The sequence below is a fragment of the Roseomonas sp. TAS13 genome, from assembly GCF_001950415.1.
GTDB lineage: Bacteria > Pseudomonadota > Alphaproteobacteria > Acetobacterales > Acetobacteraceae > Roseomonas > Roseomonas mucosa.
In genome coordinates, this window is sequence record NZ_BDLP01000289.1 from 1 (window position 1) to 5,748 (window position 5,748).

The 5,748-nt window shown below is 66.3% G+C and carries 6 protein-coding genes; 4 read left to right on the plus strand and 2 right to left on the minus strand.

Features of this window, described 5'->3' with window-relative positions:
* Positions 1 to 432, minus strand: a 432-nt coding sequence (locus ROTAS13_RS18275) for a hypothetical protein (RefSeq protein ID WP_216348683.1), incomplete at its 3' end; no start/stop codon positions are given.
* A gap of 84 nt (positions 433 to 516) precedes the next feature.
* On the opposite strand from ROTAS13_RS18275, the gene ROTAS13_RS25800 reads away from it, so the two are divergent.
* From ROTAS13_RS25800 to ROTAS13_RS18290, 3 genes are all read left to right on the plus strand, one after another.
* The gene (locus ROTAS13_RS25800) at positions 517 to 834 is read left to right on the plus strand and encodes a DUF6471 domain-containing protein (RefSeq protein ID WP_216348684.1); all 318 of its coding nucleotides are present in this window, start codon (positions 517 to 519) and stop codon (positions 832 to 834) included.
* Between the two features lie 87 nt (positions 835 to 921).
* Positions 922 to 3,573 (plus strand): UvrD-helicase domain-containing protein, encoded by a 2,652-nt coding sequence (locus tag ROTAS13_RS18285; protein ID WP_027297322.1) that lies wholly within the window; start codon positions 922 to 924, stop codon positions 3,571 to 3,573.
* A 167-nt stretch (positions 3,574 to 3,740) separates the two neighbouring features.
* A complete protein-coding gene (locus tag ROTAS13_RS18290; RefSeq protein ID WP_051544305.1) occupies positions 3,741 to 4,478 on the plus strand; it encodes an ImuA family protein in 738 nt (245 codons plus the stop codon).
* Here ROTAS13_RS18290 and ROTAS13_RS18295 read toward each other — a convergent pair.
* Positions 4,460 to 4,954, minus strand: coding sequence for a hypothetical protein (locus ROTAS13_RS18295; protein ID WP_139323431.1), 495 nt, complete (start codon positions 4,952 to 4,954; stop codon positions 4,460 to 4,462). The two genes, ROTAS13_RS18290 and ROTAS13_RS18295, sit on opposite strands and share 19 nt — an antisense overlap.
* Positions 4,955 to 5,079: 125 nt before the next feature.
* Between ROTAS13_RS18295 and ROTAS13_RS18300 the strand changes: the two genes are divergently transcribed.
* The gene (locus ROTAS13_RS18300) at positions 5,080 to 5,631 is read left to right on the plus strand and encodes a hypothetical protein (RefSeq protein WP_027297319.1); all 552 of its coding nucleotides are present in this window, start codon (positions 5,080 to 5,082) and stop codon (positions 5,629 to 5,631) included.
* Positions 5,632 to 5,748: the final 117 nt, after the last annotated feature.

Here is a 5,748-nt window from a genome sequence, read left to right on the forward strand (position 1 = left end):
CCGCGCCACCTCACCGTCCTCGTGGAGCGCCCGGAGTTCCTCGGCCGCGACAGCCACCCGCGCCTCGATGGGATCAGTCGGAGGCGTTGGCAGGGCGGCCGGGAAGAAGGGGGCACGAGCCCCCTGCCCCGGCGCCGCCAGCAGGGCAACCTGGCGGCGCTGGAACGCCACCATGTGCCGGGCGAGGAAGGCATCGGTCTTGCTCCGACCGCCCAGGAAGGCGGCACGCCGGGCGGTCTGGCCGTAGGCTTGGCTGTCCACCGAGGCGACGCGGGGGTGGTCGCGCAGGGCGTGCATTGCCTCGGACTTGACCCCGTACAGATGCAGCCTCACCGGGGCATCCCCGAGCGCCCGGTCCAGCGTGTCGACCACGCGCAGCACGCCGTCGGCGCCGCCGACCTGGCGGCGGCAGACGCTGCCGACGCCGAGCAAGGGAGCCTGCGAGGCATCCGGCAAAGTGTCTTATACGTAGCCTTTTGCGCCCTATGCGATACCTCGTGGGCGGATGGGGATGATATGGAAGGTGCAATAGCCGAAGCTGATTGGGAATCGCTCGCCCGGAACATGCTGCGCGCGGAGATCATGCGTCGAGGGATCAGCTACGCGCGCCTCGTCGAGGCGCTCGCGGCGATCGGGGTCGAGGACACCGAGGGCGCCATCAAGAACAAGGTCTCGCGCGGGCGGTTCTCGTTCATGTTCTCTTTGCAGGCAATGGTGGCGATCGGTGCAGAATGGATGCAGGTCCCGGGCGCTGCTTGCCTTCTCCAAGGCGAGGGCCTCGGAAACGGTGGCACACAGGCGCTAGCGAAGGCCCGGAAGGATCCAGCTGCCTAATGATAAACTGCACCAATTGGTCGGCGACATCGCCCACCCTAGAACACGCTCGCGTAGAATGGGCAAGATAAAGGACGAGAACACAGCATGATCGAATGGCTGGCCCTTGGCGCGGTCGCGCTCGTCGGCGGCCTTTTCGGTTCAGACGACAAGCGACCGTCCTTCGGCGGCGGTTCGACAAAGCCCTTCGACCCGGACCGGTGGCGTCGGGAGCAAACCACAAAGGAACGCGATTGGCGAAGCAAATGGGAGCCTGATGTTGATCGGACGCGCTGGATACCGCAGAGCGCCGCGCATCGCATCATCGCAACCTATCCCCCGCCAGGGTCCGAGCACGACAGCTTCGGTGCCGTCACCCGGGTCGCGACCAGGGAGCTCCTCGCCGAGTTCGCAACACACAACCAGCAGCATCTGACCGACCAGAAGGCCAAGTTGAAGGTGTTCTTCGACACGGTCGAAGCCTCGCCGTTGACTGATGAACAAAAGGATGCCTGCATTTGCATGGACGATGCGGTGCAGATCGTGGCGGCCGCCGGCTCGGGCAAGACGTCCACGATGGTCGCCAAGACGGGCTACGTGCTCCACCAAGGACTGGCCGAACCCGAACAGATCCTGCTGCTCGCCTTCAACACCGACGCTGCGGACGAGCTTCGTCAGCGGGTGCGTGAACGTCTGAAGGGGATCGACGGCGTGGAGCGCGTCACCGTCAAGACATTCCATGCCTTCGGCAGGGACGTCATCACGGCGAGGCAGGGTCCAAAGCCGGCGGTCGCCCGATGGATAGGCAAACGACGGCAGGAAAACGAGATGATCGTCAAGATCGTCGAGGACCTGCGCGCCCGAGATCCGGGATTCGGGATCGAATGGGATCTGTTCCGGACGGTCTTTGGGCGCCCCATTGGCCGCGCCGCAGATCTCACCGAGCCAAAGGAATCCGGGCGCGGCGACATTCGCACCGCCAATGGTGATTGGGTGAAGAGCCAGGAGGAGCGGCTGATCGCGGACTGGCTATTCTACCACGGCGTGAAATACCAGTACGAGCGGGATTACCAGCACGACACCCGGACGGCTACGTACCAGCAATATCGCCCCGACTTCTACTATCCCGACGCCAAGCTCTACCACGAGCACTTCGCGCTCGGGCGCGATGGTATGCCGCCTCCGCACTTCACCGGTGACTATCTAGTGGGTGTCGCATGGAAGCGCGAATGCCATGCGGAGCATGAGACGGACCTGTTCGAGACGACTTCGCACAGCGTCCGGGGTGGCGCAGGCTTTCGTGAACTCACCGAAGCCCTCGAAGCGCGTGGGGTGCAACTGGTCTACGACGCCAACCGTCCGGCTAAGGGCGAGCCGCCAATGGACACGCTGGCTCTAGCCAACCTAGTGCGCGGTTTCCAGCAGCACGTGAAGGGTGGTGGCACGACGGTGACGGACATCCGTCGCCGGATCGAAGCGTCCGACGACGACGCGCACTCGGCACGCTCGCTGAGATTCCTCTCCCTTTACGAGCGCATCGCGGATGAGTGGGAGCGACGGCTACGAGATACGTCGTGCATCGACTTCGACGATATGCTTGTCGAGGCTGCGGCGCTGATCGAGGCCGGCGCCTACAACAGCCCCTATACCATGATCTTCGCCGACGAGTTCCAGGACAGTTCACGCGCGCGGGTCAGACTTTTGAAAGCGCTGCTCGACCGGACGGATCAGCGCGGGCATCTCTGCGTCGTCGGCGACGACTGGCAGAGCATCAACCGCTTTGCGGGCGCCGATCTGACGGTAATGACCGACTTCGCCGGCACGTTCCCCCACTCCTCACAGCTAAGGATGGTAACCACCTTCCGCTGCCCGCAGTCGCTGTGCGACGCCTCGGGCGCCTTCATCTCAGTGAATCCCCGCCAGTTGGAAAAGACGGTTCAGACGACCAATACGCGGGCAGGACAGTCGATCGTGGCCTTCGCCTTCGACTCGTCGGAGCAGGCGTTGCAGGGCGTGGAGACGCACTTAAATCGGCTGTACGAGCAGATCCAGAAAGATGCGGTCGATCGTGTGGAGGACCGACGGATTAGCGTCATGCTGCTCGGCCGCTACAACCACGATGAGCCTAAGGCCCAAATCGGATCCTGGCGGCAAAAGTTTGGCGAGGAACTCGATATCGAATTCCGCACGATCCACTCGGCCAAGGGGCTCGAAGCCGACTATGTGATGATCCTCAACATGGTCGAGGACAATCTCGGCTTCCCCAGCCAAGTCGCCGACGACCCGGTGCTCGTTCTCGCGATGCCGGACGGCGAGGACTTCCCCATGGCGGAGGAGCGCCGCGTCTTCTACGTCGCCATGACGCGTGCTCGGCGGCAAGTGCGTATATACACCAAGGCGTCTACGCCCTCTCGTTTTCTGATTGAGATGGCCGACCAAGGGCTGATCAAATTGTGGATGGAGGACGGCGGGCACCTTCAGCCGTGCCCCAAATGCCGAAAGGGGATACTGACGCAGCGCTCGGGTGCCTATGGAGCTTTCGAAGGATGCGGCGCGTGCGACTTCAAGCGCAACCTCGCCCAAGGTGAGCTGCGCCGGACTGGTAACCGCATCCGTCTGACCACGCCCATGGCCGCTGGCGAGAGCTGCCCGACTTGCAAAACTGGTCACATGAAGGAGCGTCCGAAAGCGCGCTACCGCCCGATAGTTGGCTGTTCAGGCTTTCCGGAATGCAAGACTACCGCCCCGCTACGGCGGTAGTATCAGGACACCTATCGGTTGCGGCATACTGGTCATGCTTGCTGTCGCACGCTCTCCCGGCATGCCGTCACAGTACTTGGTTCAACTGCGACAGGATGCCGCGTCCATGTGGGTAGCGCCAGAGAATCGTTCTTGATTTGTTCGGTTCATCATTCATAGCGTCGCCGATGACCGATGATCCGGCGGCGACCAGCGAACAGCCCATCGACTGCGCTGCCGTCCTCGCCGCCCTGCGCGCCCGCGTCGCGCGCATGGAGCGGAACGGCGCGCCGGAGGCGGCCGGGATCGCGCTGTGCGGCACGATCGACGCTCACCTCCCTGGTGGAGGACTTGCCCGTGCCGCGCTGCACGAGGTGATCGCCGCCGATCCCGGCGCGGCGGCCGGCTTCTGCGCGCTGGTCCTGGCGCGCGCCGCGGGCACAGTGCTGTGGATCAGCCCTTCCCCCGAGGCCTGGCCACCAGGCCTCGCGGCGTTCGGGCTGGATCCCGCCAGCCTCGTCCTCGTGCGCGCCGAACGGCCGAGAGAAGGGCTCTGGGCCTTCGAGGAAGCGTTGCGGTGTCCCGCCGTCGCCGGTGCCCTGCTCGTGGTGCAGGGCGCAGCGCCGGACATGGTGGCGTCACGGCGCTTGCAGCTCGCGGCCGAGGCCGGCGGTGGCATCGGCCTGCTGCTGCTGCCGGGTACGGCGCGGAGGACGTCGTCGCCCGCTCGCAGCCGGTGGCATGTGGAAGCGGCGACACCGGTCCAAGGTATGGGGCCGTGCTGGCGGCTCACGTTGCTCCGCTCCGCCGGTGGCCCTGGGGGCGCCTGGTCGGTGCGATGGCGCCCGGATAGGGCGAGCCTGGAGGTCGTGAGCGATTCCCCTGTTTCATCCGCTGCCGACCGGCGTCAGCCGGCGGCCTCATGATAGGTGGCGACGGCCTCATCCTCGGGCATGGTGTTGAGCCAGGCCTTCACCTTCCACCTCTCCTTCACCGCGGCCGAGCCGAGGACCTCCGCCAGCCGTTCCGGCGTCAGCACCCTGGTCTGGTAGATGCCGGGCACATCGACGCGGGTGTAGACGGCGCGGTTGCGCAGCATGCGCTTCAGGTCGCGGCGCACGATCCAGTCGGTCAGCAGTTGATCGACGATCCACTCGGCATCCTGGACGATCATGCGCGGTGCGTCGCCCGTCGGCGTGCCGACATCCACCGGCGGCAGCGTTCTTCCGTACTCGTCGAGGCGCAGCCGCAGGGCGTCGGGCCGCACGGTCGTAGCCCCGCCGGTCCCGTGGTTCTGCGCGTACCCTTCCTTTTTTCCGTCGATCCAGATATCGGCGTGAAAGTTGCTGGTCTCCTCGCTCAGGGCCGTGCTGTAGGCGACGTTGCGAAGCTCGATCTTCATGGTGGTGTCCTGCCCCGGATCCCGCGAGGCGCCGGCCCGGCGGCTGACCCGGGTGACATGGAGCGCCACACGCATCCCGTCATCACTTGGACCGTTGGACGGCCACGGTGGGCGGAGGCAGCGCGATGGCGGCGGCAGGCGGAAAGGCGATCAAGGTGAACCGGGCGCCCGTGCTGACGCTCTGGGCGGCGGTGGTGGCCGAATGCCTGGGCCACGACCGTGAGACCGCGATCACGCTGGGGCGGGCTGTGGCCGGCTCCAGCGCGCGCGCCAAGGCGAAGGCCATCGGCATCGCCGGGGACGGGCACGAGGGCGGCGACCTGCGCGACGCCGCGCGCCGGCAGGAAGGGGAGCGGACGCAGCGGCCACGGGCCGTGCATCTGCTGGGCCGCGACGTGCCCGTCGTGGAGGAGAACGGCACGCTGCGCGCGATGGATCACGATAAGCCGGCGTCGCCTGCCGCCGCGGCCGGCTACGTCGAGCGGGCGTTCGGCGAGGACCTCGGCGCCGTGAGGGCGGCGATGGAGATGCTGGCCGGCTCGCTGGCGCCGGATGAGTTGAACCGGGTGGGATTCCGTCTCTACGAGCGCTTCCGGCCGGAAGTCTCGGCCGGTGCCAAGGGCTGGGGCGCGAAGGGCGTACTCGACCTCGGCCGCATCCGCGGCGCGGCGGGCTAGCGCCGGTCCACCGGATACAGCCTTACGCTGCGTCCTGTGGTTGGCGTACCGAGAGCGCGACAGCCATCGGCCGCACCCAGATCGGGAGAGCCGAGAGCATGAAGCCCTCCCCCGACC

Excerpts from the sequence above, each read along its gene's own strand:
- ROTAS13_RS25800 (WP_216348684.1), top strand. The coding sequence starts at position 517 with ATGGAAGGTGCAATAGCCGAAGCTGATTGGGAATCGCTCGCCCGGAAC.
- ROTAS13_RS18285 (WP_027297322.1), top strand. The coding sequence starts at position 922 with ATGATCGAATGGCTGGCCCTTGGCGCGGTCGCGCTCGTCGGCGGCCTT.
- ROTAS13_RS18290 (WP_051544305.1), top strand. The coding sequence starts at position 3,741 with ATGACCGATGATCCGGCGGCGACCAGCGAACAGCCCATCGACTGCGCT.
- ROTAS13_RS18295 (WP_139323431.1), bottom strand. The coding sequence starts at position 4,954 with ATGAAGATCGAGCTTCGCAACGTCGCCTACAGCACGGCCCTGAGCGAG.
- ROTAS13_RS18300 (WP_027297319.1), top strand. The coding sequence starts at position 5,080 with ATGGCGGCGGCAGGCGGAAAGGCGATCAAGGTGAACCGGGCGCCCGTG.